The organism is Ruegeria sp. AJ12 (assembly GCF_056536245.1).
The window spans coordinates 2,959,435-2,980,528 of record NZ_JBQFJJ010000001.1 but is presented as its reverse complement, the minus strand read 5'-3'; the positions used below and the strand labels follow the sequence as shown (position 1 = coordinate 2,980,528).

General features: G+C 58.7%; 29 protein-coding genes and 3 tRNA genes. 17 read left to right on the top strand and 15 right to left on the bottom strand.

The window, feature by feature from the left end; translation table 11 throughout:
* The first annotated feature begins 68 nt into the window (after nt 1-68).
* Together ACR3E0_RS14850 and ACR3E0_RS14845 are read left to right on the top strand one after the other, a co-directional pair.
* Nucleotides 69-1,364, top strand: coding sequence for a lipoprotein-releasing ABC transporter permease subunit (locus tag ACR3E0_RS14850; RefSeq protein ID WP_480479578.1), 1,296 nt, complete (start codon nt 69-71; stop codon nt 1,362-1,364).
* The gene (locus tag ACR3E0_RS14845) at nt 1,357-2,043 is read left to right on the top strand and encodes an ABC transporter ATP-binding protein (RefSeq protein ID WP_480479577.1); all 687 of its coding nucleotides are present in this window, start codon (nt 1,357-1,359) and stop codon (nt 2,041-2,043) included. The genes ACR3E0_RS14850 and ACR3E0_RS14845 overlap by 8 nt, the downstream gene beginning before the upstream one ends.
* Here ACR3E0_RS14845 and ACR3E0_RS14840 read toward each other — a convergent pair.
* On the bottom strand, nt 2,027-2,464 hold the full coding sequence (locus ACR3E0_RS14840) for a DMT family transporter (protein WP_480479576.1): 438 nt from the start codon (nt 2,462-2,464) through the stop codon (nt 2,027-2,029). The two genes, ACR3E0_RS14845 and ACR3E0_RS14840, sit on opposite strands and share 17 nt — an antisense overlap.
* A gap of 97 nt (nt 2,465-2,561) precedes the next feature.
* On the opposite strand from ACR3E0_RS14840, the gene ACR3E0_RS14835 reads away from it, so the two are divergent.
* The gene (locus tag ACR3E0_RS14835; protein WP_480479575.1) at nt 2,562-2,969 is read left to right on the top strand and encodes a c-type cytochrome; all 408 of its coding nucleotides are present in this window, start codon (nt 2,562-2,564) and stop codon (nt 2,967-2,969) included.
* A 4-nt stretch (nt 2,970-2,973) separates the two neighbouring features.
* Here ACR3E0_RS14835 and ACR3E0_RS14830 read toward each other — a convergent pair whose 3' ends face one another.
* Both ACR3E0_RS14830 and ACR3E0_RS14825 read right to left on the bottom strand, forming a co-directional pair.
* Nucleotides 2,974-3,660: a hypothetical protein gene (locus ACR3E0_RS14830; protein WP_480479574.1), complete on the bottom strand. Its 687-nt coding sequence runs from the start codon at nt 3,658-3,660 to the stop codon at nt 2,974-2,976.
* Between the two features lie 42 nt (nt 3,661-3,702).
* Nucleotides 3,703-4,365, bottom strand: a complete 663-nt coding sequence (locus ACR3E0_RS14825) for a DNA-3-methyladenine glycosylase I (protein ID WP_480479573.1) — start codon at nt 4,363-4,365, stop codon at nt 3,703-3,705.
* A gap of 339 nt (nt 4,366-4,704) precedes the next feature.
* Between ACR3E0_RS14825 and ACR3E0_RS14820 the strand changes: the two genes are divergently transcribed.
* The 6 genes from ACR3E0_RS14820 to ACR3E0_RS14795 all read left to right on the top strand — a co-directional run bounded on the left by ACR3E0_RS14820 (nt 4,705) and on the right by ACR3E0_RS14795 (nt 10,749).
* Nucleotides 4,705-5,655 carry an ABC transporter substrate-binding protein gene (locus ACR3E0_RS14820; protein ID WP_480479572.1) on the top strand — a complete coding sequence of 317 codons (951 nt, stop codon included), beginning with the start codon at nt 4,705-4,707 and terminating at the stop codon, nt 5,653-5,655.
* A gap of 22 nt (nt 5,656-5,677) precedes the next feature.
* A complete protein-coding gene (locus tag ACR3E0_RS14815) occupies nt 5,678-6,718 on the top strand; it encodes a quaternary amine ABC transporter ATP-binding protein (RefSeq protein ID WP_480479571.1) in 1,041 nt (346 codons plus the stop codon).
* Nucleotides 6,715-8,781 (top strand): ABC transporter permease, encoded by a 2,067-nt coding sequence (locus tag ACR3E0_RS14810; protein WP_480479570.1) that lies wholly within the window; start codon nt 6,715-6,717, stop codon nt 8,779-8,781. The genes ACR3E0_RS14815 and ACR3E0_RS14810 overlap by 4 nt, the downstream gene beginning before the upstream one ends.
* Before the next feature lie 104 nt (nt 8,782-8,885).
* Complete coding sequence (locus tag ACR3E0_RS14805) at nt 8,886-9,551, top strand: NnrU family protein (RefSeq protein ID WP_480479569.1); 666 nt, start codon at nt 8,886-8,888, stop codon at nt 9,549-9,551.
* Nucleotides 9,552-9,621: 70 nt separating this feature from the next.
* Nucleotides 9,622-10,140: a DUF2478 domain-containing protein gene (locus tag ACR3E0_RS14800; protein WP_480479568.1), complete on the top strand. Its 519-nt coding sequence runs from the start codon at nt 9,622-9,624 to the stop codon at nt 10,138-10,140.
* Between the two features lie 381 nt (nt 10,141-10,521).
* Complete coding sequence (locus ACR3E0_RS14795; RefSeq protein ID WP_480479567.1) at nt 10,522-10,749, top strand: hypothetical protein; 228 nt, start codon at nt 10,522-10,524, stop codon at nt 10,747-10,749.
* Nucleotides 10,750-11,066: 317 nt separating this feature from the next.
* On the opposite strand, the gene ACR3E0_RS14790 is transcribed toward ACR3E0_RS14795, so the two are convergent.
* Nucleotides 11,067-11,150: transfer RNA gene (locus ACR3E0_RS14790), tRNA-Tyr, on the bottom strand.
* 116 nt (nt 11,151-11,266) lie between these two features.
* On the opposite strand from ACR3E0_RS14790, the gene rlmB reads away from it, so the two are divergent.
* The 4 genes from rlmB to ACR3E0_RS14770 all read left to right on the top strand — a co-directional run bounded on the left by rlmB (nt 11,267) and on the right by ACR3E0_RS14770 (nt 13,559).
* Entirely contained in the window at nt 11,267-12,040 is a 774-nt protein-coding gene (gene rlmB / locus ACR3E0_RS14785; RefSeq protein WP_480479566.1) for a 23S rRNA (guanosine(2251)-2'-O)-methyltransferase RlmB, read from the top strand.
* Nucleotides 12,041-12,052: 12 nt separating this feature from the next.
* On the top strand, nt 12,053-12,334 hold the full coding sequence (locus tag ACR3E0_RS14780) for a hypothetical protein (RefSeq protein ID WP_480481061.1): 282 nt from the start codon (nt 12,053-12,055) through the stop codon (nt 12,332-12,334).
* Nucleotides 12,335-12,439: 105 nt separating this feature from the next.
* A complete protein-coding gene (locus ACR3E0_RS14775; RefSeq protein ID WP_480479565.1) occupies nt 12,440-12,892 on the top strand; it encodes a YHS domain-containing (seleno)protein in 453 nt (150 codons plus the stop codon).
* Between the two features lie 196 nt (nt 12,893-13,088).
* Nucleotides 13,089-13,559: a CoA-binding protein gene (locus ACR3E0_RS14770; protein ID WP_480479564.1), complete on the top strand. Its 471-nt coding sequence runs from the start codon at nt 13,089-13,091 to the stop codon at nt 13,557-13,559.
* A gap of 4 nt (nt 13,560-13,563) precedes the next feature.
* Here the strand turns inward: ACR3E0_RS14770 and ACR3E0_RS14765 are convergent, their stop codons facing one another.
* From ACR3E0_RS14765 to hisF, 3 genes are all read right to left on the bottom strand, one after another.
* Nucleotides 13,564-14,112, bottom strand: coding sequence for a hypothetical protein (locus ACR3E0_RS14765; RefSeq protein WP_480481059.1), 549 nt, complete (start codon nt 14,110-14,112; stop codon nt 13,564-13,566).
* 110 nt (nt 14,113-14,222) lie between these two features.
* Entirely contained in the window at nt 14,223-14,540 is a 318-nt protein-coding gene (locus ACR3E0_RS14760; RefSeq protein ID WP_480479563.1) for a phosphoribosyl-ATP diphosphatase, read from the bottom strand.
* Nucleotides 14,537-15,298, bottom strand: coding sequence for an imidazole glycerol phosphate synthase subunit HisF (hisF, locus tag ACR3E0_RS14755; RefSeq protein WP_480479562.1), 762 nt, complete (start codon nt 15,296-15,298; stop codon nt 14,537-14,539). The genes ACR3E0_RS14760 and hisF overlap by 4 nt, the downstream gene beginning before the upstream one ends.
* A 117-nt stretch (nt 15,299-15,415) precedes the next feature.
* Between hisF and ACR3E0_RS14750 the strand changes: the two genes are divergently transcribed.
* Nucleotides 15,416-15,865: a DUF302 domain-containing protein gene (locus tag ACR3E0_RS14750; RefSeq protein ID WP_480479561.1), complete on the top strand. Its 450-nt coding sequence runs from the start codon at nt 15,416-15,418 to the stop codon at nt 15,863-15,865.
* An 11-nt stretch (nt 15,866-15,876) separates the two neighbouring features.
* Here ACR3E0_RS14750 and ACR3E0_RS14745 read toward each other — a convergent pair whose 3' ends face one another.
* On the bottom strand, nt 15,877-16,341 hold the full coding sequence (locus ACR3E0_RS14745; protein WP_480479560.1) for a DUF2867 domain-containing protein: 465 nt from the start codon (nt 16,339-16,341) through the stop codon (nt 15,877-15,879).
* Nucleotides 16,342-16,345: 4 nt separating this feature from the next.
* Nucleotides 16,346-17,068: a 1-(5-phosphoribosyl)-5-[(5-phosphoribosylamino)methylideneamino]imidazole-4-carboxamide isomerase gene (hisA, locus tag ACR3E0_RS14740; RefSeq protein ID WP_480479559.1), complete on the bottom strand. Its 723-nt coding sequence runs from the start codon at nt 17,066-17,068 to the stop codon at nt 16,346-16,348.
* Between the two features lie 134 nt (nt 17,069-17,202).
* On the opposite strand from hisA, the gene ACR3E0_RS14735 reads away from it, so the two are divergent.
* The gene (locus ACR3E0_RS14735) at nt 17,203-17,604 is read left to right on the top strand and encodes a DUF2147 domain-containing protein (protein ID WP_480479558.1); all 402 of its coding nucleotides are present in this window, start codon (nt 17,203-17,205) and stop codon (nt 17,602-17,604) included.
* A 4-nt stretch (nt 17,605-17,608) separates the two neighbouring features.
* Here ACR3E0_RS14735 and hisH read toward each other — a convergent pair whose 3' ends face one another.
* On the bottom strand, nt 17,609-18,247 hold the full coding sequence (gene hisH, locus ACR3E0_RS14730; RefSeq protein WP_480479557.1) for an imidazole glycerol phosphate synthase subunit HisH: 639 nt from the start codon (nt 18,245-18,247) through the stop codon (nt 17,609-17,611).
* On the bottom strand, nt 18,248-18,835 hold the full coding sequence (hisB, locus tag ACR3E0_RS14725; protein WP_480479556.1) for an imidazoleglycerol-phosphate dehydratase HisB: 588 nt from the start codon (nt 18,833-18,835) through the stop codon (nt 18,248-18,250). It abuts the gene before it with no gap.
* Between the two features lie 154 nt (nt 18,836-18,989).
* Between hisB and ACR3E0_RS14720 the strand changes: the two genes are divergently transcribed.
* Complete coding sequence (locus ACR3E0_RS14720; protein WP_117868312.1) at nt 18,990-19,229, top strand: Lrp/AsnC family transcriptional regulator; 240 nt, start codon at nt 18,990-18,992, stop codon at nt 19,227-19,229.
* Here ACR3E0_RS14720 and ACR3E0_RS14715 read toward each other — a convergent pair.
* The 3 genes from ACR3E0_RS14715 to ACR3E0_RS14705 all read right to left on the bottom strand — a co-directional run bounded on the left by ACR3E0_RS14715 (nt 19,226) and on the right by ACR3E0_RS14705 (nt 20,358).
* The gene (locus tag ACR3E0_RS14715) at nt 19,226-20,092 is read right to left on the bottom strand and encodes a GNAT family N-acetyltransferase (protein WP_480479555.1); all 867 of its coding nucleotides are present in this window, start codon (nt 20,090-20,092) and stop codon (nt 19,226-19,228) included. The two genes, ACR3E0_RS14720 and ACR3E0_RS14715, sit on opposite strands and share 4 nt — an antisense overlap.
* Before the next feature lie 83 nt (nt 20,093-20,175).
* Nucleotides 20,176-20,250, bottom strand: a tRNA-Gly gene (locus ACR3E0_RS14710).
* Between the two features lie 33 nt (nt 20,251-20,283).
* Nucleotides 20,284-20,358 (bottom strand) — tRNA-Gly (locus tag ACR3E0_RS14705).
* A 148-nt stretch (nt 20,359-20,506) separates the two neighbouring features.
* Between ACR3E0_RS14705 and ACR3E0_RS14700 the strand changes: the two genes are divergently transcribed.
* Nucleotides 20,507-20,659 carry a hypothetical protein gene (locus ACR3E0_RS14700; protein ID WP_480479554.1) on the top strand — a complete coding sequence of 51 codons (153 nt, stop codon included), beginning with the start codon at nt 20,507-20,509 and terminating at the stop codon, nt 20,657-20,659.
* 3 nt (nt 20,660-20,662) lie between these two features.
* On the opposite strand, the gene ACR3E0_RS14695 is transcribed toward ACR3E0_RS14700, so the two are convergent.
* Complete coding sequence (locus ACR3E0_RS14695; protein WP_480479553.1) at nt 20,663-21,046, bottom strand: MAPEG family protein; 384 nt, start codon at nt 21,044-21,046, stop codon at nt 20,663-20,665.
* Nucleotides 21,047-21,094: the final 48 nt, after the last annotated feature.

Here is a 21,094-nt window from a genome sequence, read left to right as displayed (position 1 = left end):
CTGACAACCGGGTTGACCATCCGGTAAAATGCCGAAAGGGTCGCCGCGATCTATTAACCGGAGCAGGCATGGCCAACACACCCCCGCCCTTTGCGCCATTTGAATGGAAAATAGCCTGGCGGTATCTACGCGCGCGCCGTGCCGAAGGTGGCGTCAGCGTTATGACGTGGATCTCCTTGATCGGCATTACGCTGGCGGTGTTTGCCTTGATTGCCACCTTGTCCGTACGGTCCGGTTTCCGCGCAGAGTTCGTGGGCACAATTCTGGGCGCCAACGCTCATGTCACGGTCTATTCGTCCGGCGAGATTGATGCGCAGGGGCGCGTTGATCGTACGATCTCCGATTACGAAAACATGTCGTCCCGCATTGCGGGGGTTGCAGGGGTCGAACGTGTCGCGCCGTTGGTCAAGGGGCAGGTCCTAATCACCAATCGCGACCGCAGCAGCGGGGTCGAAGTGTTTGGAATTCGGCCCGATGATCTGCGCGACTTGCCCGGTGTCGCCCAAAGTGAACAGGCCACGGGGGATCTGTCCCAGTTTGTGACAGGTGAAGACGTCATCGCCATCGGCTCGGGCGTCGCGCGCAGTATCGGCGCCACGGTCGGCGACACGGTCAAGCTGACATCGCCAAACGGCGTCAAAACGGCGTTTGGCACGTCGCCGCGCGTCAACGCCTACCGCGTCGTCTACGTCTTTTCCGCCGGGCGCTACGACATCGACCGCACGCGTGTCTACATGCCGTTTTCCCAAGCCCAGAGCTTTTTCAATCGCGAAGGCGTGGCTGATGAGATCGAAGTCATGGTGGCGCGCCCCGAAGATCTGGGTCCAATCCTGATCCCGATCCTGGAGGCCGCCGGGGACCGCAGCCAGATCTGGACGTGGCAGGATGCCTCGGGCGGTTTTCTGAGGGCGTTGGAGGTTGAAGACAACGTGATGTTCATCATCCTCTCGATCCTCGTTCTGATCGCCGCCATGAATATCGTTTCGGGCCTGATCATGCTGGTCAAGAACAAGGGACGGGATATTGGCATTCTGCGCACCATAGGGCTGAGCGAAGGATCAGTGTTGCGCGTCTTTTTCATCTGCGGTGCGTTCACGGGACTCATCGGAACCGCGATGGGGGTTCTTTTGGGGTGCCTGTTTGCCATCTATATCGACCCGATCTTTTCGTTCGTGAATTTTGTCATGGGCGGCGGGGTCTGGGATCCGGCCATTCGGGGCATCTATGCGCTGCCGGCCGAGCTACATCTGTCGGACGTGCTCAAGGCGGTCGGGTTGTCTCTGGGCCTGTCATTCTTTGTCACCTATTTCCCGGCCCGCCGTGCGGCGCGTCTGAATCCGGTCGAGGCGTTGCGCTATGAATGATGTGGCGATGCGTCTGAGCGGCCTGACCAAAACCTACCTAAAGGGCACGCCGGGTGAGGTTCAGGTGTTACGCGGTGCCGATTTCGAACTGCGCTCGGGCGAGGCCGTGGCGCTGGTCGCGCCTTCGGGGGCCGGCAAATCGACATTGCTGCATATCGCCGGCTTGTTGGACACACCCGACGCCGGAACGGTCGAGATCGGTGGACAGGACCTGTCTGGAAAGGGGGACCGGACTCGCACCGCCTTGCGCCGGCAGGACGTGGGATTCGTCTACCAATTCCACCATCTGTTGCCCGAGTTCACGGCGCTTGAAAACATCACCCTGCCGCAACTGGCCAACGGCGTTTCCGAGGGTGCCGCGCAGGACCGTGCCATGCGCTTGCTGGAACGCGTCGGAGTTGCACCGCGGGCCAGCCATCGCCCGGCGGCCTTGTCGGGCGGCGAGCAGCAGCGCGTGGCTTTTTGCCGGGCGCTGGCCAACAAACCGCGGGTCCTTCTGGCGGACGAACCAACGGGCAATCTGGACCCGGATACATCCGATCAGGTGTTCGACGCGCTCATGTCACTTGTGCGCGACGAGGGGCTGTCGGCGCTGATCGCCACGCACAACCTTGAACTGGCGGGGCGGATGGACCGGGTGGTGCGGCTGGAGGGCGGAGTGCTCAGGCCAGTTGAGTGATTGCAACGCCGACGGCCATGACGGCAATTCCGCCTGCGCGCATCCATGTCAGCGGGGTGATTTGCGCGCCAAACAGCCCGAAATGGTCAATGGCCGCAGTACTGATCAATTGCCCAAGCAGCACAAAGAACACTGCGTTGCCGACACCGAAATGCGGGGCGACATGCGTGATCGACAGGACATAAAAGGCAATGAGCACGCCCGCCAGCAACAGGTGCTTTGGCGCCTGTGCAACTTTCGCGAGTGCCTCGAACCCCGGAAACAGCAGCATCACTGCCGCCGACGCACCAAAGGCGATGGCAAACAGGATGACCGCTGCCGTGGTCGGCGAGCCGATCAGTTTTCCGAGGGCTGCGTTGAGGGCGGCCAGGATTGGCACCCCGATTCCGGCGGCCAGCATGATGGCTGCGTATTGTGTCATTGCCCAAACCCTCTGCGCCGATTTCGTTGATCTGGATCATTGCGCCTGTGTGCCCGCCGGGCAAGCCTGTAAATGTCAATCTTGACAGGAGGATGCGATGATTAAGGGGATACTTGGTGCTGCGTCGATCGGACTTGCGGTGACGGCATCACATGCTGCGTGGGGGCAAGACGTGGAGACGGGCGCCGAACTTTATCGGCACTATTGCGCGACGTGTCACGGGCTTGATGCAACCGGGCAGGGCCCAATGGCCAGCGTCCTCATCATCCAGCCAACGAACCTGAGAATGCTGGCGGGCGATGACGGTGTTTTCCCGACGGCCCGCGTGGTCGCCCGGATCGACGGGCGTGATCCTCTGGTCAGCCATGGCAGCCCGATGCCGGTCTATGGTCCGTATTTCGAAGGTCAGGACACATCAATGAAAACACCTGCCGGTCAACCGATCCTGACCAGTCAGCCCATCGTGGATCTGGTTACCTACCTGCAAACACTGCAGGAGAACTGACCCGTCAACTGCAGATGCCCTGAACCTTGGCTCCGCTCCATGGGATCACCACATCTTTCTCGCGATTGCCTTTAGGGAGCTGTTCCAGGTCGAAATGCACGCTCAGCATGTCGTGAAGCCTTTGGGTGCGCTCTGCGCCCGGATCAAGCGCGCGGCAGCACACGTACTCCTCGACAATCGCGCCTTGCTGTTCGAACCCGTAGGACAGGAAATCCGGGGACGTGTCCAGATCAAATAGGTAAGGGTCCTTGCGTCCGCCATGCTCGGCAGCCGCACGCAACGGGTGATACCCGGTCGTCTTGCGGTTCTGCCATTGCCAGACATGGGTCAGTTCATGGGCCAGCAACATCGCCGCGATCAGGTTCATCTCCTCTGGGTACTCCGACATATAGTCTTCAAGATACCAGTCGCGGGTGAAATAGACCTTGTTGAACAGGGCAACTGCCGCCGGTTTGCCGGTCACCATGCCGTCTTCTATCGGCGGCAGGATGCGCTCGCGACACGCAAGCCGGGGTCGGGCCTCACGGAAGTAGGTTATCGGTGCCACCGGCGCACCCTCGACCAGACGCACGCGATCCAGATTCAGCGTTTCGCCCTGAACGGTATCCGCAAAGGCGCGCTCGTGATCGGTCAGCGGACGACCACAGGACGCAACCAACAAAAGGGCCAGGAACAACACACGGATAGCCATGGCGGTGAGCCTAAAGGGATGAGCGGAGACCGCAAACCGTTTTCAAAGGCTCATCGCCAGAACTCGGCTGATTTCGGTCAGCGATCGACCGGACTGATCCATCCAGGTGTTGAAGGCTTGCTGAACGGAGGTCATCGCTTTTTTGGAGGTTGCGGCCTTGTCTATGACCCCTTCGGCAACCAACCGTGCCGTCACATCCTGCGATAGGATAAAGCTGTCCCGCCCGGCAAACCGCATCGCAAACTGGGCAGAGGCACTGCCCAGGCGCGAGCCGCGCTTGGCGAGCATGGCCAATAGTCCGATGTAGTCCGTCGAGGGCCAGCCCCCCAACACCTGACCCGCGCCACCTTCTTCCCGCAATTCCAGAAGAAAGGCCGCATTGTCACGCACTGTAGCGATCTTTGTGCCGTTGCGTACAATACGGGTGTCCTGCAACAAGGCGTCGAATTTCTCGTCATCCATAAAGGCGCATCGGCCAACATCGAACCCGTCAAACGCGGCCTCAAATCCATCCCACTTGTTCTCTATGACCTTCCAGTTGAAACCTGCCTGAAACACGCATTTCGTGATGATGGACAGCCAGCGATCTTCCGGCATCGCGGCAAGTTCGGTCGTTGACTTGGGTTTGGTCAGCTTGCCGTCCAACGCGTCCGGTCCGCCGTGGCGCTTTGCTGCAATCTCATAGATCTCGTCAAAGTGGTGCATTGCAATTTCCCTTCGGAGTCCGAGTTTCGGTGATTGTGTCAGGAAGGCAAGGAGAAACCAGTTCACACACGATGAGCGCCGGTCGCGTGTTTTATATTGACTAGTCAATCAATATCCCCCTAACCTTCCGGGTTAGCGAAGCCGGGTGGGTGTGATTTGGTCAAATGGGGACGCAGCGGCAGGAGCGGTCCGAAAGAAGCGGCGTTCCGGGGCGACTGTTCCCTTTCCTTTTTTGGCCAAATTTGTGCATGCTGCGACAGGTGCCGCTTTGACAGATTTCCCTCGGTTGGCGTCGCATCGCTAGCCGGGACAAAGAGAATGAAACAGGGAGAAAAAAACATGAAAAAACTGAGTTTAAGCCTATTGGCCCTTGCGGTTGCTGGATCGGCGCAGGCGGCGGACATGGGTGCCGTGGACGAACCGATCAAACTGGCGATCAACGAATGGACGGGACAGCACGTGACCACGCATGTCGCGGGTGAGATGCTCAAGGCCGCTGGATACAATGTTGAATATGTCACCGCCGGTATGATGAACCAGTTCCAGGCGTTGGCAGACGGCGACATTGATGCGACGCTGGAAATCTGGTCGTCGAACGTGTCTGACGAATACGCCAAGAAGATCGATGAAGGCACCGTCGTAGAAATCGGAGATCTCGGGCTGGATGCCAAGGAAGGCATTGCCTACCCGGCGCATGTGGCGGACCTGTGTCCTGGCTTGCCGGCCTGGGAGGCCTTGAAAGACTGCGCACAGGTCTTTGCCACGGCTGAGACGCTGCCCGGTGGCCGTCTGGTCGACTACCCGGCCGACTGGGGTACTCCCGGGGCGGACCGTATGACCGGATTAGAGTTGCCGTTCAAGGCGGTTCCGGCGGGGTCCGAAGGCGCTCTGATCGCCGAACTGCGCGCCTCGACCGAGCGCAAATCGCCGCTTTTAATCACGTTCTGGCAACCGCACTGGGCAATGTCCGCCTATGACGTGCAGTTTGTTGATTTGCCAGCAGGGGAAGAGGCCTGTTTCAGCGACCCGGCCTGGGGTCCGAACCCCAATGCTGTGAATGACTGCGACTTTTCCCCGTCGCGCATCTTCAAGGCGGGGTGGAGCGGCATGGAAGAGAAATGGCCTGCCGCCTACGAAATCCTGACCAACTACCAGTTGGCGGTCGAAGATCAGCAACCCATGATGGGTGCGATCGATGTTGACGGCGGTCAGGTCGAAGAGGTCGTGGCCGCATGGATGTCGGAAAATGAGGACAAATGGCGTCCGGTTGTCGACGCAGCCACGCAGTAAGGTCGCATAGGTGACCGAGACGATGACGCCAGCCATCGCCTGCCAGAATCTCTGGCAGGTCTTTGGTCCCGGCGCTGACAAAGCTCTGACCGACGCGCTGTCTCGGTCAGGGAACGACGCGGACAAGGCCGCCGCAGACCTGCGCGAGAACGGTTTTATTCCCGCGGTTCAGGATGCCAATTTCGAGGTCAAGGACGGCGAGCTTTTCGTCATCATGGGCTTGTCCGGGTCGGGCAAGTCTACGCTGATCCGCTGTATCTCGCAATTGCTGCCGGGAACTGGCGGTGAGATTCGTGTGGATGGCGAAAACGTTGTTGGTGCCTCAAAGAAAGCCCTGACGGAACTACGCCGAAAAAAGCTGGGTATGGTGTTCCAGCATTTCGGTTTGTTTCCACATATGACCGTCGCGGAAAACGTGGCTTATCCTCTGCGCGTTCAGGGTGTTGGCAAGGCGGAACGACTTGCGCGGGCACAGGAAGTGATTTCTCTGGTCGGTTTGGACGGGCGCGAAGACAGTTTCCCGCGCCAGCTCTCTGGCGGGCAACGCCAACGTGTCGGAATCGCTCGATCCCTGGCCGTGAATCCCGATATCTGGTTTCTGGACGAGCCGTTTTCGGCGCTCGATCCGCTCATCCGCCGCCAGCTTCAGGACGAGTTCCTGCACATTCAGGCGACCCTGAAGAAATCCATCGTGTTCATTACCCATGATATTCAGGAGGCACTGAAACTGGCCGACCGGATTGCGATCATGCGGGATGGCAAGATTGTCCAGATCGGAACGCCGACAGATATCGTCCTGCGTCCCGTAGATGACTACGTGCGCGAGTTTTCCAAGGACGTTGCCAAGGGCCAGCATGCCAAAGTCGCCTCGGTCATGCGGGATCGCGACAGTGATTGTGGGCCGGACGATCCGGGGCTGACGACCGGGATGACGCTGGACTCGGCGCTGGCCAGTTGCATGGAGTTATACGAGCCGGTCCCGGTGCGGGACGCGAGTGGCGAAATCGTTGGTACCGTTCATCCTTCTGATCTGGCTGCCGCCCTGCAGGTGGACGAGACATGACTGCCGTCACCGATATCCCCGGGCAACAGGCGCAGCGGCTGACAGCGGGCGCACAGGCTGCGCTGATCACCGTGGTTGTGGGCGCGCTTTGCCTCTCGCTGGAAGGCATCGCACCTTGGCTGATCAAATGGCCCACTGCCTGGGAATTGCCGGTGACCGAATGGGTTGGTGCGTTTCTGGATTGGTTCCTGAACGGCATCAAACCAGCGGCGCGGCTGTTCTCGGACCTGATGGCCTATCCGATGAACTGGGCGAATTTCGTGTTGGGCAATACCCCATGGCCCATTCTGATCGGAATTGTCACGGCTTTGGGCTGGTATCTGGGCGGTTTGCCGATGGCCGCTTTGGGGTTCCTGGGGCTGAGCTTTGTGTTGGCTTCGGGTTATTGGGCCGAAAGCATGAACACATTGGCGCTCGTCGCCGTTTCAGTCCCTGTGGCGCTGATCATGGGCGGGGCCATCGGTATCCTCGCCAATGAGGTACCAAGGGTGAAATCCTTCGTGCAGGCCGTGCTGGACGTCATGCAGACGGTCCCGACCTTTGCTTATCTGACGCCTTTGCTTCTGCTGTTCGGCTTTGGACCAGTTGTGGGGCTGATCGCCTCGGCGATTTACGCCGCACCACCAATGGCGCGCAATGTGATGCTCGGGCTTGAACGCGTTGAGCCCGAGATCAAAGAGGCCGCCATCATGTCCGGCGGCACGCGGTTCCAGCAGCTGTTTCAGGTCGAGATTCCTGCGGCGACCACCCAGATCATGGTCGGCGTGAACCAGTGCCTGATGGCCGCTTTGTCCATGGTCATCATCGCCGCAGTCATTGGTGGCTTTAACGATATCGGATGGGAGGTCCTGCTGACCATGCGCAAGGCACAGTTCGGCGAATCGCTGATGGCTGGCCTCGTGATTGTGGTGTTTGCCGTAGTGATTGACCGCATGAGCGGCACGCTGGCGACCGAACGCAAACGCTACGATCAACGTGTGGTCTGGGCAGTATTGGCCTTTGCGGTGGGGATCTCAGCCGTATTCTGGGCGTGGCTGCCGAACCCGGCGGGACTGACCCTGCTGGACCCGGTGGCCCAAGCCGTGGACAGTGGATTGACCGCGTTCACGCAGAACAATGGCCCCTGGCTGGACGCACTCAAGAACAATTCGCTGTTCTACGTGCTGCTGCCGCTTCGGATTGGTCTGGACCAAGCAGTTCTGCCTTTTACATGGGGCTTCCAGTGGGCGCCTGCCATGAGCTATGGCCTCTTCGCGGTCGGTGCGGTCATTGCCCTGTTGATGACCTGGCGCGGGCACATGACCGGTGGCTTGGTCGTCCTGATCCTGATCGGCATGCTGGAAACCGGCATCGCCAACCTGCCGTGGCCCTTCGTTCTGACCGGCGCCGGAGCGCTGGCTTGGGTCGCCGGAGGCTGGCGTTTGTCTGCCCTGTCAGTGGGATTGCTCTGCACGATCCTGATCTCTGGCCTGTGGGAGAGGGCGCTTTTGTCACTCTACCTCAGCGGCGCGGCGGTGTTTTCCTGCGCTGTGATTGGCGGGATGATCGGATTGGCCAGTGCGGTGTGGGAACCCGTTTGGAAAGTCGTCCGGCCGATTTGCGACATGCTGCAGACAATCCCTCTGTTCGTCTTCCTGATCCCGGTTCTGATGGTGTTTCAGATCGGCGAGTTTTCGGCCTTTCTGGCGATCTGTGCCTATGCCATCGTTCCGATGATCCGTTACACACGCCACGGGTTGGTCAACACACCAGATGAAATGATGGAAGCCGCCATTTCCAGCGGCGCAACCGACTGGCAAATCATGCGCGATGTCCGCGCGCCGTACGCCGCGCCGACCATTCTGCTGGGGCTGAACCAGACGATCCTGTATGCCTTTGCCATGCTGGTGATCGCCGCGCTGATCGGCACCACCGGTCTGGGACAATCAATCTACCTCGCGCTGGGGCAGGCGGATGTCGGCCTTGGCATCTCGGCTGGCGCTGCGATGGCAATCCTCGCGCTGATCGCCGACCGCATGGTGCAGGGCTTTGCCGAAGAACGGCGCAAGGCTTTGGGTCTTTAACCACGGGGCAGGGGTGGTTTTCCGCCCCTGCCAAATTTGATTTTGGACAAGGACCAACCGCGCAGCGCAGTTTACACCGGGCGACAACAGGTTCGGAGACAATCATGGCCGGCTGGGGCGTATTCCTTGCAGCACTCGTTACTTTTCTGCTCAGCCATGTCATTCCCGTACGTCCGGGGGTGCGGGGCTGGTTGATCAATACCTTGGGCCGCACAGGGTATTTCACGGCCTATTCCCTGTTATCGCTGATGGTGTTAGCGTGGCTGATCATCGCCGCCACACATGCTCCTTATGTTGAGATCATTCCGCCTTTCCCCTTCTTGCGCTGGGTGCCTTTGCTGATCATGCCGCTGGTCTGCTGGCTGGCCCTTGCAGGGTTGGCCACGAATAACCCGTTTTCGTTTGGTGGCTTAGGCCGAGCGCCCTTTGATCCTGACGAACCCGGTGTCCTGCGCACCACACGCCATCCTATCCTCGCAGCCCTGATGTTGTGGGCAATTGCGCATCTGGTGGCCAATGGCAGCCTGTCCCATGTCATCCTGTTCGGGCTGTTTGCGGGGTTCGCGGCGATGGGTATGGCACTGATTGATCGCCGCAAAGCGCGCGAGATGGGGGTCGAGTGGGCCCGACTGACACGTAACACGGCGCGGCTGTCGCTGCGGGCGCCACGTCCCTGGCCACGCCCCTGGATATGGCTGGCAACGATTGCCGTTTTCTTGGCTCTTCTGCACCTGCACGCACCTGTGATCGGTCTGTCTCCGCTGCCATAAGGTGGGGAGTGGTCGAGCAGGGTCCGGCGTGCTATCTGAACTGTCACCATTAGGACTTCGGGGGACCCCAATGTATCTGGCCTATGTCACGACAACGGATCGAGGCGCAACCGACCGCCTGTTGAGTGCGGTTGCTGAACGGCTGTTGACGTCGGGCGCACGCTTGGCGGGGGTGGTACAAACCAACACCGAATGCACCGACAGCAGCAAATGCGATATGGATGTGCGGGTCTTGCCGCACGGGGAAACGATCCGCATCTCGCAATCGCTGGGTGCTCACTCCCGTGGTTGTCGATTGGATCCGGCGGCACTTGAACAGGCCGTTGGATACGTCACCGCTTCACTGGCGGATGATCCGCAACTGCTGATCATCAATAAATTCGGCAAGCACGAGGCAGACGGGCGCGGCTTTCGCCCGGTGATTGCCGAGGCTTTGGCACAGGACATTCCGGTTCTGGTTGGTGTAAACGATCTGAACAGTGCCAAGTTCCGGGAATTCACCGGGGGTGAGGCGGAGCAACTGTCTGCGGATATCGAGGTCATCGCAGACTGGTTTGATCGGGTGACTGCGCAGCGCGCTGCGGCGTGAACGGACTTCACGTGGCCCATTCACCTGAGCTGCATCCCTTTCTGGCAAGTGCACGAGTGTAATCCGCGGCAGCGGGGAGCGGTTGCCTGCGGATGAATTTGGCAGGCATGCCAGACGAAGGTCATCAGGTGTCCGCCGTGCTTTACTTCGAAAGACCCGAGGCGGCATTGCCTTTGAAGTCCGTGATTAGGTCACCGAATTCGGGCAAACTGGAATAGGTGCGCATCGCACGAAACCTCGTTCAGCCACAGGTGATAGATGAAGCAGAAGGAATGCGTAGTTTCTCAACTCAAAAGCACTGGTTTCTTTCGACTTTGTGTTACAGTTTGGACTGAGTGATAACCGACAATTTGTCGGGGTCTTGCGTTCAGAGGATTGCAAATGAAAAAAGTCATTATTCTCGCTTCACTGTTATTGGTCTCGGCCTGCGACGTTCCTCCTCCCACCCCGGAGCAGGAAGCGAGCATTCAAAAGGAGCAGGAAAGTTTGGACCGGCAACAACTGGAACTCCAGTGTTTCGACGGAAATCAAAAGTCTTGCGATGATTTGCAGAAACTTCGCGAGATTGATGAAGTAGGAGAGGTCCTAAATGAAGCCGCCAGTGGCTGACTGGCCGAGCCGAATTCTCTAAGACCCTTTCAAGACGCTTGAACCCAATCGCGCAGGCAACTGCCGTTTGGTAATGTCTGTCTGTGTGGCAGCCAAGGACCTGAAACCAGTTGGCTTGATACTCGGTATGCAAACCCTGAGAGGTGGGAAGCGCGCGGTCTATCATCTGCACAGCGCGCCAAACCTCGGATCAGGTCAAGGCAACCCTGCCGTTTTACGTGGACGTGAACCTGTACTCCGGCAGCATGAAAAGGCGGGGGAGTGGGTCAGAACTGCGGTACAGAACGTCATTGATCTTAAACGATAATTTATGAAGATGGTGGGCGACCCTGGAATCGAACCAGGCGTGCGTCTCCGCGAGGGAGTTACAGTCCCCTGCCACACCTTGCGGCCTGTCGCCCACTGTCAGGCGTTGCACCTGACGTGGAGGCGTGATTACTAGCGCTCTAAAGGAGCGTCAACAGGAAATTTCCGCCGTCGCACAGGAAATCAATCCCCCGGCCCGGAGGCCCAGAAAATGAAAAAACCCAAGTGGGTCGTCGAAAAGGAACAGGCGCGTAAAGCGGCCGCGTCCGAGACGGTTTGGCTGTTTGGCTTACATGCGGTTCGGGATGCACTGATGAACCCCAAACGGCAGAAACTGCGCCTGATCGTAACCCGGAATGCACAGGACAAGTTGACCGACGCCATTGCGTTTTCCGGGATTGAGGCCGAGATGGCCGATCCACGGAAGTTCACCGCACCAATTGATCCCGGCTCTGTCCATCAGGGGGCCGCGCTCGAAGTCAAACCGCTGGATTGGGGTGGGCTGGTCGAGAACTGTATCGGGCGTGAAAACCCGCGTGTCATTCTGCTGGATCGGGTCACCGACCCGCACAACGTTGGGGCAATCCTGCGGTCGGCCGAGGTGTTGGGGGCCAGCGCGGTGATCGGCACCCGCCACCACTCTGCACCGGAGACGGGTGCGTTGGCCAAAACGGCCAGCGGTGCGTTGGAACGCCAGCCTTATTTGCGTGTCCGAAATCTGGCGGATGCGATTCTCGAACTTCAGGACATGGGTTTTCTGGTTCTGGGCCTCGACGGTGAGGCACAGGAAACGATCGAGGCCACTCTAGGGGACCAGCGGGATCGTCCCGTTGCACTTGTGCTCGGAGCCGAAGGGCCAGGATTGCGACAAAAAACCAAGGAAACGGTGGATCATCTGGTGAAAATTGACGCAGTCGGCGGGTTTGGGTCCCTGAACGTTTCAAATGCGGCCGCAATCGCCCTATATGCGTCTCGGCACAGATAACGGGAGAGCGCTATTTCAGGTCCGTCCAAAATCGCAACCTGCTGTTATTGCGGGACACGTGCCGCGCTGGTTCTCAAAGGCAAGCAGCGTCACGAACTCAGCTGTTCCAGTTGCGGCGCGCCGTTGCACAACCTCAAGATGCTGCCAAAACGCAAGGTGGACAGCAACAAATACGTGCGGGACAAATCGGTTCGAAACATGCCCCACAAATCAAAACGCAAGAAGAAGAAAAGAAGCCTGTTCTCACATGTTCTGGATGAGGCGTGGGACGTCATCGAGGACATCTTTGACTGACCTCGGCTTTTGGCGACACGGGCGTTCACAACCGCGTCAACGGGGGTGTCATATCGCCGAAAAAGTTGCAGGTTGAGGGTCTGAAATCCTAACCCTGTATCTGTGATGCTGACCCGACGTTCCCTTTTTGGCGCGCTGACCGCCCTTTTTCTTGGTTCTGCCGTTCATGCGCAGGACAAGCCTGTCTACTTTGTGACCGACGGAGCCGCGATGGCAGGATATGATCCCGTATCCTACTTTGAAGGTGACGTTCCCATGCGCGGCCAGCCCGAGATTGCCGTGATGTGGAAAGGGGCGTTGTGGTTCTTCGCATCGCAGGAAAACCGGGAGCTGTTTGAAAGCAACCCGCGCGCCTTTGCGCCGCAGTTCGGCGGCTATTGTTCCTACGGGATGGCGCTTGGAGTACTTGAAAGCACGGATCCGATGGCCTGGCAGGTGATCGATGGCAGGCTGTATCTGACCCATTCGCCGGTGATCGAGCAAATCTGGCGCGAGGATCGCAGCGATTACATCCATATGGCCGAGGAAAACTGGCCGGGTATTCTGTATCGGGAATAGGGCAAGTTCCGCCGTTTGTGAAAAGTCATCACAAAAAAGAGCGGCCCCTCTTTTTTTTAACCAAATCATGCTTAAATGTCACAGTGACCGCGGAACGGAACTGCCGCGGGTCATTTCACTGTCCCTCGTTCCAAAACTTGCGCCCAAGGTTTCTTGGGCGCTTTTTTCTTGTCTGAACCATGCCTAAGGTAAGCGCATGCCTGAGTATTCCGACGATTTTCTCAAATCCATCCTGCAGCGCACAAAAACGGTTGCAGTTGTGGGCGTATCGATGAATCCGGTTAGGCCCAGCTACTACGTGGCGCGATATTTGTCGCTGAAAGGGTACAACGTCATCCCGGTGAATCCGGGTCACGCGGGAAAAGAGCTTTTTGGCCGGACGGTTCAGGGTGCACTGTCAGACATAACAGAGCCCGTTGATATGGTTGACATATTCCGCAAGTCAGAGGCCGTACCGCCCATCGTCCACGACGCATTGGACGCCTTCCCGGCGCTGCGAACGATCTGGATGCAAATCGGCGTTGAGAACAACCAAGCCGCAGCACAGGCAAAGGCGCGCGGGGTCGACGTGGTTATGAACCGATGTCCCAAAATCGAATATCAACGGTTGTTTGGAGAGTTGCGCATGGGCGGGTTCAGCACCGGGATCATTTCGTCCAAACTGTAGCGGTTTACCCGCCGGCATAGGGTTTCAGCCGGGCCACCTGTTCCTGACGCCGCTTCTCCAGAACCACCTCACGCGGCACCCAGTCGTACCGTGTGTCCTCAAGCAAGGGCGACCAGAACAGTACCCCGCCATAGCGCCACGGGTCCAGAACCACGCCTTCATACAACGTGTCGCCGTTTCGGCTGATAATCGCCGTGCTGTGATCGATTCGGAACGGGTTGTCCGCATTGGCGATGGCGCGGTGGAGTGTGAGGGTCTTGAAGTTTTCTTGCCTCAATCGGCGTTCGATGTCTTCAGCCCAGTGCCAGCACAACCCCCGCGGGCGCAACCCGTTATTCACCTTTGTGTTGTGGATCAGTGGCGGGTCAGTGATTTCGTACTCCTTTACCAACTGGGCGGTATAGGCATAGGCAATCTTTGCTGCGCGATCTGCCTCCGCTGGGTCCACGTCCGGTCCGAGACTGCGTATTTCAGCAGCCAGCCTTTGCACTTCTTGACCGTCCGAGGGTGGTGGTGTCGCGCAAGCGGCCAACAACAGACCGCACAAAAGCATCAGCGCAAATGCAAAACGTCGGAACACTTGGGCCATCCCCGTTGTGAGTGCGCCGGAGCGCTCTGACAGTCGATTATATGCGGTGTGCCGACGCGACGAAAGCCCGGGTTCTAGGTTTGCGGGCGCGCAGCCTTTTCGTTGATCCCACTTGTTCCCTGGCGCCCCGCAAGTTCTTTCAGAACGGACTCCAGAGACACATCGCGCGCAGCGAGCATGACCAGCAGGTGGTACAGAACGTCTGCTGCTTCGGCCGTTAACCTGTCCTGATCGCCTTTGACGGCCTCGACGATGGCCTCGATGGCCTCTTCTCCGAACTTCTCGGCACATTTTTCCGGTCCTTTGGCCAACAGCTTGGCTGTCCAGCTGGACTCGGGGTCGGCACCTTTGCGGGCTTCGATCGTTGCGGCCAGATCGTGCAGAATACTCATGTCAGCCTCATGGGGATACCGGCGGCGGCCATATGCTCCTTGGCCTCGCGAATGGTGAACTCGCCAAAATGAAAGATCGACGCGGCCAGAACCGCGCTTGCCCCGCCTTCGGTCACACCTTCGACAAGATGATCCAGGGTGCCAACCCCGCCCGAAGCGATCACCGGCACGTCCACTGCATCCGAGATTGCGCGGGTCAGCGGAAGATTGAACCCGGCCTTTGTGCCGTCGCGATCCATCGAGGTCAGCAGGATTTCACCCGCGCCCTTGGCGACCACCGTTTTGGCAAACTCGACGGCATCGATACCGGTTGGCTTTCGCCCGCCATGCGTGAAGATCTCCCACTTTCCGGGGCTGACGGTCTTTGCGTCGATTGCACAGACGATACACTGGCTGCCGAACTGGTCGGCCGCCTCGGCCACGACATCCGGATTGGCGACGGCAGCCGAGTTGAAACTGACCTTGTCCGCCCCCGCCAGCAGCAGGGCGCGCACGTCATCCTTGGTCCGCACACCGCCGCCCACGGTCAGCGGAACAAAGCACTGCTCTGCAGTGCGTTGCACGACATCAAACATGGTCCCGCGATTTTCATGGGTGGCGTGGATGTCCAGAAAGCAGATCTCGTCCGCCCCCGCCGCGTCATAGGCCTTGGCCGATTCCACCGGGTCTCCGGCATCCCGCAGGCCGACAAAATTGACGCCCTTGACCACACGGCCATCGGCGACATCCAGACAGGGAATGATACGGGTTTTCAGCATACGCCTTCCTTTGTTGCCGCACCTGTACCGGCAAAGCCCCGCCGATGCCAGACTTGTGATTGCCAGTCGACTTAAACCTGTGAAAACTGTCCCCAAATTCATCAGGAGATCAATGAGATGCGTAAACTCATTTTGACAACGGCATTTATTCTCGGAGGAGCTGTCGCAGCGATGGCGGACGATGACATCATCAAGATCAACACCGACAAATCTGTGTCCGAGGCTTTGGACGCACTGGAGGCTGCCGTCGGAAATGCGGGTGCGACCGTTTTTGCCCGTGTGGACCACGCGGCAGGGGCGGAAAAGGTCGGCATGACTATCCCGGCCAATCAGGTGCTGATCTTCGGCAATCCGGCGCTTGGCACACCCGCCATGCAGATCGATCCACGCGCAGGTCTGTTCCTGCCGCTCAAGGTGCAGGCCTATGAGGACGAGAACGGTCAGGTCTGGCTGGCGTATGAAGACCCCAAGGAAACCATGGATGAGCTTGATGCGGTCGAGAATTCTCCGGTCATCGAGAAAATGCGCGGCGCGCTGGCCAAGCTGACCGCCGCCGCAGCGGGGTAACCGAAATCAAATCAGGGGCTTGCGCGGCTGACCCGCGCAAGCGCGTTCCGGGCGATCAAGATGTGAAACGGCAGGATCAAGGCCAGATACAGCCGTCCCCCCAGATTGTGCCGGTGCACCCAGGTGGCCAATGAAACGCGACCACCTTCGGAATGGACCGACACCCGGAAATCCAGATGGCGATCGTTGAACCCCGCGATCACTTCTGTCCCGTCGTCGTGTTCAACCGGAAAAATACCGACCTTATCCTCAGCAGCGGGTCCGGATTTGCTGATCCCAAACGGCGCAACCAGAAGGCCGCGCAAGCGGACCAGCGCCATGGCCCAGCCCGGGAAAGAGGTGATGATTTCCGCTGCTGGTCGCGGAGGCAGATCGGACGCGACGCTGTAGCAGTCCAGAAAATCACCCGCCTGATGCCTTTTGTGTAGCAGGCTTGTCGCCGGCAGGTCGGATCGTGTCACGCGCGGTTTCAACATCGGACTACGCCTTGAGTTCCTCAAGGGCCTCTTTCAGATCAATCGCCCCATCATAAAGCGCGCGTCCTGAAATCGCACCATTCAATCCTGCGCCACAATCGCGCAGGGCAACAAGGTCGCCAATCGACGAGACGCCACCGGATGCAATGACCGGAATCGAGACCGAGCGTGCCAATGCTGCGGTTGCTTCGATATTCGGTCCCTGCATTGCGCCGTCGCGGTTGATATCAGTGTAGATGATCGCCGCGACACCCGCGTCCTCGAAACTGCGTGCCAGATCGGTGACTTCGACATCGGTTTCTTCGGCCCAGCCCTTGGTGGCCACCATCCCGTTTCGCGCGTCAATGCCGACGGCGACCTGACCGGGAAACGCTTTGGCTGCGTCGCGCACAAGTTCGGGGTTTTCGACGGCAACGGTGCCCAAGATCACCCGCGCCAGACCTTTGTCCAACCACATTTCAATGGTGGCCATGTCGCGAATCCCTCCACCCAGTTGTGCTGGCACTTTGCAGGCTTTCAAAATGGCTTCGACCGGGGCCGCGTTGACCGGTTCACCGGCGAATGCCCCGTTCAGATCGACCAGATGCAGCCATTCGCAGCCGGCCTCCACAAAAGCCTGGGCCTGAGCCGCCGGGTCATCGTTGAAAACCGTGGCCTTGTCCATTTCGCCACGCAGCAGGCGCACGGCCTGGCCGTCCTTGAGGTCGATAGCAGGGTAGAGGATCATGTCGTGCGGCCTTGTATCACGGATATTCGGGCGGGATATCGCACAAGCCGGGTAGGGGATGCAACGCGACGCAAAGTCAATCTTGCCCGAAACTGGTGGTCGGGCCAGACTGATGGCAAAATAGGGAGAACATCATGAAGAGAATTGTACTCGCAGCGGGTTTTGCCGCTCTGGCATCCACCGCATTTGCCGCTGATCCGGTTGACGGGATTTGGAAAACCCAGCCGGGCGATACCGGTGGTTATCTGCATGTGTCCATCGGGTCCTGCGGCAGCGCCATCTGTGGGACCATCGACACTGCGTTTGATGCAAACGGCGATGAGCAGCTGGATTACGAAAACCTCGGCAAGCAGATCATCTGGGACATGGTGCCCGATGGTGGTGGCCAATACGACAGTGGAAAAATCTGGGCGCCTGATCGCGACAAAACCTATAGTTCGAAAATGGCGCTGGATGGACAGAACACACTGACGGTCAAAGGCTGTGTCGCCGGTGGTCTGGTTTGCCGTGGTCAGACCTGGACGCGGGTTCAATAACTGCTCAGGGAGCCCAGGTCAGGAAATTCCCGATCATGCGCAGCCCCACATCCTGACTTTTCTCGGGATGAAACTGCAATCCCAGCATCGTGTCGCGGCCAATGACGGCCGTGACCTCCTGCCCATAATCCACATAAGCCAGGCGCTGCGCGGGGTCATCAACCCGGAAGTGGTAGGAATGCACGAAATAGACGTGATCGCCTGAACGGACCCCCGAAAAGACCGGGTGGTCGCTCTCAAGCACCAGATCGTTCCAACCCATATGCGGCACCTTTAGCGCCTTGTCCGAGGGTTCGATCCGCACGACATCGCCCGCGACCCAGCCCAAGCCACCGGTCTCGACATATTCATGGCCTTTGGTGGCCATCAGTTGCATGCCGACACAGATGCCCAGAAAGGGGCGGCCTTTCTGCTCGACCGCCTCGACCATCGCGTCATAGATGCCCTTGTGACCGCGCAGTTCTGCGGCGCAGGCCGGAAACGCTCCGTCCCCCGGCAGAACCAACCGGTCTGCGCGCGACACAACGTCCGCATCAGAAGTGACCACGACCTCACCTGCATCCATCTCACGTGCCATGCGCTGAAATGCCTTTTCAGCCGAGTGCAGATTGCCGCTTTCATAGTCGATAATCGCGGTGAGCATTCAGAGCGCACCCTTGGTCGACGGAATCGCATCCGCCTTGCGCGGATCGGTTTCAACGGCCAGACGGAGTGCACGTGCGACAGCCTTGAACGCCGCCTCGGCAATGTGGTGGCTGTTAAATCCGTGCAATCGGTCGATATGCAGGGTGATGCCACCATGTGTGCTCAACGCCTGAAAGAACTCGCGCACCAGTTCTGTGTCGAACGCTCCGATCTTGGGCGTTGGCAGGTCGAGGTTCCAGATCAGATAGGGACGGCCCGACAGGTCTAGCGCACAGCGGACTTGCGCGTCGTCCATGGGCAGATGGCACTCGCCATAGCGACGGACGCCTTTCTTATCGCCCAAAGCCTGCGTCAACGCCTGACCCAGAGCAATGCCGGTGTCTTCGACGGTGTGGTGGTCGTCGATATGGTAATCGCCCTTGGCGCGGATCGTCATATCGATCAGCGAGTGGCGGGCCAACTGATCCAGCATGTGGTCAAAGAAGCCGACGCCGGTCTGGTTGTCATACTGGCCGGTCCCGTCCAGATTGACCTCAACCGAGATATCGGTTTCCGCAGTCTGACGGCTGATCTTTGCACTGCGCATGGGCGAATTCCTTTTGTTACAGGCGCGCTTATAGACGGGGTGGGGTGGATTGATCCAGACCGCATCAGCCATTGGGCGCAAACTGTTGCAAGGGATTGCACCCGGGCGCAGCCCATGACAGCCTGCGCTCAACTGAACCAAAAAGGCCCGGCCCATGTCCACCTGCGTATTCATTCAGATCCGCTGCAAACCCGGCACGACGTACAAGGTCGCTGAAGAGATCGCTCTGCGGGAAATTCACTCGGAACTCTATTCGACCAGCGGTGAATATGACCTGATGCTCAAACTCTACATCCCCGAGACCGAAGATGTGGGTCATTTCATCAATGAGCACCTGCTGGTGATTCCAAACATCGAACGGTCATTGACCACGATGACCTTCAAGGCGTTTTAGCCCAGTTCGAACGTCGTCACGCCAAAGATGCGCCTCAGATCGATATCCGGTTCGTGGTCGGAATACATCCGGGCCGTTTCAAACACCTTGTCCAGCCCAAGTTCGCTGGCTAGCGCGAAGGCTGCCGTATTGGGTTGGGGCATATCTACGAAGACTTGGTGTTCGTTATGGTCCTCTGGAACCGCCTCCAGAAGTGCACCCAGCAGAGCCCTCGCAATTTCGGGCGTATCCGCAAACAAAGGGCCAACCTTGTAGCCGGTCAGACAGGGGCGCAGCGTCGCATAGCCGCGGATTTTACCGTTCTCGGAATACAGCTTCGAGACATGGCTGTAGGCGCTCAGCCAGCTATCTAGAAACAGCTCGCGCGGGGCGGGGAACAGCTCGCGGTCGTATGCTTTCAGCTCATCGGATGCGCTGTTCAGATCGGTTACGTGGTCGTTTGGTTCGGTGCCCAACTTGGCAAGCATCCGAGTCTTCGTCCCGGAAAAACGGTAATTGTTGTAGGCGAAGGTGAAGCCGGATTTGCGATAGTTGTCCTGCTGTTCGACGACGCCATCCAGCCCCATATTGCGCCCTGTGCAATGGGCGAGCGCGTGCCCGGCGATCTCCAGCCCGTGGCCGTGGTGCCGGAATTCCGGCTTCACGATGTAGAAGCCCAGAAACGAAAACGCGTCGTCGTAGTTCACGGCCGAGACCGAGGCGATCATCTCACCATCCAGAAACCCACCCAGAAACCCATCCGGGTCCGTCGGGCGAAAACACTCGGCATCATGAACACCCGGATTCCAACCCTCTCGCCCGGCCCAATCCACGGCGTGTTGAACTTCGTCGGCGGTCAGGGGCCGGATAACATAATCTGACATGGGCAATGATCCTGTGTTGCGCAATGCAGCCAGAATGGCGCAACGCCCCACAAAGAACCAGAATGTTCAGAGAATTTGGTATCTGGAGCGGGCGAGGCGATTCGAACGCCCGACCCTAACCTTGGCAAGGTTATGCTCTACCCCTGAGCTACGCCCGCATCAGATACATGCTTGGCCTTTCGGCCTCTCAATGGAGCGGGCGAGGCGATTCGAACGCCCGACCCTAACCTTGGCAAGGTTATGCTCTACCCCTGAGCTACGCCCGCGCCGTTGAGTGAGGAGGGATGTATTAATTCCCATGCCGCGCTGCAAGCGGAAAAACACATCAGCCAGCAAAAATCTTTCGACGGAAACCGGCGTCTCGGACGTTAAAAGACCAGAAAATTTCGAAAAGAAAATGGCCGGAGGGACGATATGATGCGTGCCGGAGACCTTAAGATCGCGGTTCTGGCTGCCATGATTTTGCTGGTGAAGCTGATGTCGGTGACGGGCAAGGACAGGATCGGTCAATTCGAGCCGCTCTTCCGGACTGCACCGGGTATCGAGATGCAGGTGTTGGCGGGCTAAGGCCTACAGTACCAGCGCAAGGCTTGCCATGGCTGCCAACAGAATCGCGGCAAAGGTCAGCCCCATGCCCATTTGCCGCAAAATGATGATCTGGGGTGTGCGGCCAAAACCGTAGGCGTGCAAAACACGCCCTGCAACCAGTGTCAGGCCAAGCAGATTGATCAGCCATGCACTGGCGCCCTGCAACTCGACAATGGCGATAAGCAGAAGGGCAAATGGTGCATATTCTGCGCAATTGGCCTGCGTTCGCATGGCTTTGATCATCGTTTTCTGACCACCATCGCCCACCGACACCTTGTCGCTGCGCCGTCGCAGGATCACGTTGACGGACAGGGCCACAAACAGAAACGCCAGCAGGGCGGCGTAGATCGGGGTTATCGTAAGCATGCCAAGGCTCCGTTCTCTCACGAAAAAGGCCGCGCGGTGTCCCACGCG

Coding starts and splice junctions, on each gene's coding strand:
- ACR3E0_RS14695 (WP_480479553.1), bottom strand. CDS start 21,046: ATGCTTACGATAACCCCGATCTACGCCGCCCTGCTGGCGTTTCTGTTT.
- ACR3E0_RS14760 (WP_480479563.1), bottom strand. CDS start 14,540: ATGAGTATTCTGCACGATCTGGCCGCAACGATCGAAGCCCGCAAAGGT.
- ACR3E0_RS14830 (WP_480479574.1), bottom strand. CDS start 3,660: ATGGCTATCCGTGTGTTGTTCCTGGCCCTTTTGTTGGTTGCGTCCTGT.
- rlmB (WP_480479566.1), top strand. CDS start 11,267: ATGAAAAAACCCAAGTGGGTCGTCGAAAAGGAACAGGCGCGTAAAGCG.
- ACR3E0_RS14815 (WP_480479571.1), top strand. CDS start 5,678: ATGACGCCAGCCATCGCCTGCCAGAATCTCTGGCAGGTCTTTGGTCCC.
- ACR3E0_RS14835 (WP_480479575.1), top strand. CDS start 2,562: ATGATTAAGGGGATACTTGGTGCTGCGTCGATCGGACTTGCGGTGACG.
- ACR3E0_RS14825 (WP_480479573.1), bottom strand. CDS start 4,365: ATGCACCACTTTGACGAGATCTATGAGATTGCAGCAAAGCGCCACGGC.
- ACR3E0_RS14810 (WP_480479570.1), top strand. CDS start 6,715: ATGACTGCCGTCACCGATATCCCCGGGCAACAGGCGCAGCGGCTGACA.
- ACR3E0_RS14745 (WP_480479560.1), bottom strand. CDS start 16,341: ATGTTGAAACCGCGCGTGACACGATCCGACCTGCCGGCGACAAGCCTG.
- hisF (WP_480479562.1), bottom strand. CDS start 15,298: ATGCTGAAAACCCGTATCATTCCCTGTCTGGATGTCGCCGATGGCCGT.
- ACR3E0_RS14770 (WP_480479564.1), top strand. CDS start 13,089: ATGCCTGAGTATTCCGACGATTTTCTCAAATCCATCCTGCAGCGCACA.
- ACR3E0_RS14840 (WP_480479576.1), bottom strand. CDS start 2,464: ATGACACAATACGCAGCCATCATGCTGGCCGCCGGAATCGGGGTGCCA.
- ACR3E0_RS14850 (WP_480479578.1), top strand. CDS start 69: ATGGCCAACACACCCCCGCCCTTTGCGCCATTTGAATGGAAAATAGCC.
- ACR3E0_RS14775 (WP_480479565.1), top strand. CDS start 12,440: ATGCTGACCCGACGTTCCCTTTTTGGCGCGCTGACCGCCCTTTTTCTT.
- hisB (WP_480479556.1), bottom strand. CDS start 18,835: ATGCGCAGTGCAAAGATCAGCCGTCAGACTGCGGAAACCGATATCTCG.
- ACR3E0_RS14820 (WP_480479572.1), top strand. CDS start 4,705: ATGAAAAAACTGAGTTTAAGCCTATTGGCCCTTGCGGTTGCTGGATCG.
- ACR3E0_RS14720 (WP_117868312.1), top strand. CDS start 18,990: ATGTCCACCTGCGTATTCATTCAGATCCGCTGCAAACCCGGCACGACG.
- ACR3E0_RS14715 (WP_480479555.1), bottom strand. CDS start 20,092: ATGTCAGATTATGTTATCCGGCCCCTGACCGCCGACGAAGTTCAACAC.
- ACR3E0_RS14765 (WP_480481059.1), bottom strand. CDS start 14,112: ATGCTTTTGTGCGGTCTGTTGTTGGCCGCTTGCGCGACACCACCACCC.
- ACR3E0_RS14735 (WP_480479558.1), top strand. CDS start 17,203: ATGAAGAGAATTGTACTCGCAGCGGGTTTTGCCGCTCTGGCATCCACC.
- ACR3E0_RS14795 (WP_480479567.1), top strand. CDS start 10,522: ATGAAAAAAGTCATTATTCTCGCTTCACTGTTATTGGTCTCGGCCTGC.
- ACR3E0_RS14845 (WP_480479577.1), top strand. CDS start 1,357: ATGAATGATGTGGCGATGCGTCTGAGCGGCCTGACCAAAACCTACCTA.
- ACR3E0_RS14805 (WP_480479569.1), top strand. CDS start 8,886: ATGGCCGGCTGGGGCGTATTCCTTGCAGCACTCGTTACTTTTCTGCTC.
- ACR3E0_RS14700 (WP_480479554.1), top strand. CDS start 20,507: ATGATGCGTGCCGGAGACCTTAAGATCGCGGTTCTGGCTGCCATGATT.
- hisH (WP_480479557.1), bottom strand. CDS start 18,247: ATGCTCACCGCGATTATCGACTATGAAAGCGGCAATCTGCACTCGGCT.
- ACR3E0_RS14750 (WP_480479561.1), top strand. CDS start 15,416: ATGCGTAAACTCATTTTGACAACGGCATTTATTCTCGGAGGAGCTGTC.
- ACR3E0_RS14800 (WP_480479568.1), top strand. CDS start 9,622: ATGTATCTGGCCTATGTCACGACAACGGATCGAGGCGCAACCGACCGC.
- hisA (WP_480479559.1), bottom strand. CDS start 17,068: ATGATCCTCTACCCTGCTATCGACCTCAAGGACGGCCAGGCCGTGCGC.